Consider the following 1,870-nt stretch of genomic DNA (forward strand, 5'->3'; position numbering starts at 1 on the left):
GTGCGCGACGGCGTCGCCGAGCTGATCGTCGGCTTCACCCGCGACCCGATGTTCGGCGCGGTGATGACGCTCGGCACCGGCGGCGTGCTGGTCGAATTGTTGCGAGACAGCGTCACTTTGATGCTGCCGGCGACCCGCGACGACATCGAAGCGGCCCTGCGTGGACTGAAGCTCTATCCGCTGCTCGAAGGCTATCGCGGCCGGCCCAAGGCCGATGTTCAGGCTGCCATCGACGCCATCGCCGGCATCGCCGGCTTCGTGCAGCAGAATGCCGGCGAGATCGAGGAGCTCGACATCAATCCGCTCATCGTCTGCGCCGAAGGCAAGGGCGCCTGGATCGCCGACGCGCTGCTGGTGCTTGGAGAAAAGAAGAATGTCTGACGTCATTTCGACCCGCCGCGAGGGCGCGATCCTCGAGGTCACGCTCGACCGGCCGAAGGCCAACGCCATCGACCTGAAGACGTCGCGGCTGATGGGCGAGACGTTCAAGGCGTTCCGCGACGATCCCGAATTGCGCGTCGCCATCGTCAAGACCGCCGGCGACAAGTTCTTCTGCGCCGGCTGGGACCTCAAGGCGGCCGCCGGCGGCGACGCGGTCGACGGCGATTATGGCGTCGGCGGCTTCGCCGGGCTGCAGGAATTGCGCGACCTCAACAAGCCGGTCATCGCCTGCGTCAACGGCATGGCGGTCGGCGGCGGCTTCGAACTGGCGCTGTCCTGCGACCTGATCTACGCCTCGGACCATTCCTCCTTCGCGTTGCCCGAGATCCGCGCCGGCACGCTGGCCGACGCTGCGACGATCAAGCTGCCGAAACGCATTCCCTACCATGTCGCGATGGACCTTTTGCTCACCGGCCGCTGGATGGCTGTCGCGGAAGCGCATCGCTGGGGCCTGGTCAACGAGGTGCTGCCCAAGGACAAGCTCGAGGACCGCGTCTGGGAGATCGCGCGGATGCTGGCCAGCGGCCCGCCGCTGGTCTTCGCCGCGATCAAGGAGACCGCGCGCGTGGCCGAGGCGCTCACCTTCCAGGACGCAATGAACAAGGTGACACGCCGCCAACTGCCGACCGTCGATATCCTCTATGGGTCGGAAGACAATATGGAAGGGTTCCGGGCCTTCGCCGAGAAGCGCGACCCGGTGTGGAAGGGGAAGTGACTCTGCGGAGGTGATGGCGCGAGGCACCCCCCTCTGCCCTGCCGGGCATCTCTCCCTCAAGCGGCGAGATCGGCAGTTTCAGCCTCTACGCTTTTCTTCCAGCGTAGAAGATAGGCGAAAGCCTTCGCGACATCTGATCTCCCCCTTTGAGGGGGAGATGTCCGGCAGGACAGAGAGGGGGGCCTGGGCGCCATCACCGAAAGTTGGTCATCCTGCATGACCAACTACAAAACCCTCATCGACGCCGAGACCTGGGCCTTCATCGAGAAGACCAACTCCTACTATCCGCCGGATACGATCGACTACACGATCGCAGAGCAGCGCGCGATCTATGACCGCATGTGCCGGGAATTCTTTGCCGGCTATCCGCAAGGCGTGACGGTCGAGACCACAGCCATCCCGGCGCCCGCGCAAGACATCCCGATCCGCCTCTATCGCAACGCAAAACCGCAGAGGGCGGCGATGGTGCTCTACGTCCATGGCGGCGGCTTCATCCTCGGCGGGCTGGACAGCCATGACGATGTCTGCGCCGAGCTCTGCGCCCGCACCGGCTTCGAGGTGGTTTCCGTCGACTATCGGCTGGCGCCGGAGCACCTGCACCCGGCCGCCTTCGACGATGTCATGGCAGCCTTCGAATGGGCCGCCGCCGCTTACGAACGCCCCGTCCTGCTTTGCGGCGACAGCGCCGGCGGCAATCTTTGCGCCGCCGTCAGC

General features: G+C 65.5%; 3 protein-coding genes. All 3 read left to right on the plus strand.

Annotated elements, in window-relative coordinates:
* On the plus strand, nucleotides 1–381 hold a 381-nt coding region (locus tag EN780_RS33170; RefSeq protein ID WP_189556941.1), incomplete at its 5' end, for an acetate--CoA ligase family protein.
* On the plus strand, nucleotides 374–1,156 hold the full coding sequence (locus tag EN780_RS33175; RefSeq protein WP_128276373.1) for a carnitinyl-CoA dehydratase: 783 nt from the start codon (nucleotides 374–376) through the stop codon (nucleotides 1,154–1,156). The genes EN780_RS33170 and EN780_RS33175, both read left to right, overlap by 8 nt.
* Before the next feature lie 216 nt (nucleotides 1,157–1,372).
* Nucleotides 1,373–1,870: alpha/beta hydrolase (locus tag EN780_RS33185; RefSeq protein ID WP_133372841.1), on the plus strand; the 498-nt coding region annotated here is incomplete at its 3' end.

Origin of the sequence: Mesorhizobium sp. M4B.F.Ca.ET.089.01.1.1 (genome assembly GCF_004022605.1) — a bacterium.
Classification (GTDB): Bacteria; Pseudomonadota; Alphaproteobacteria; order Rhizobiales; family Rhizobiaceae; genus Mesorhizobium; species Mesorhizobium abyssinicae.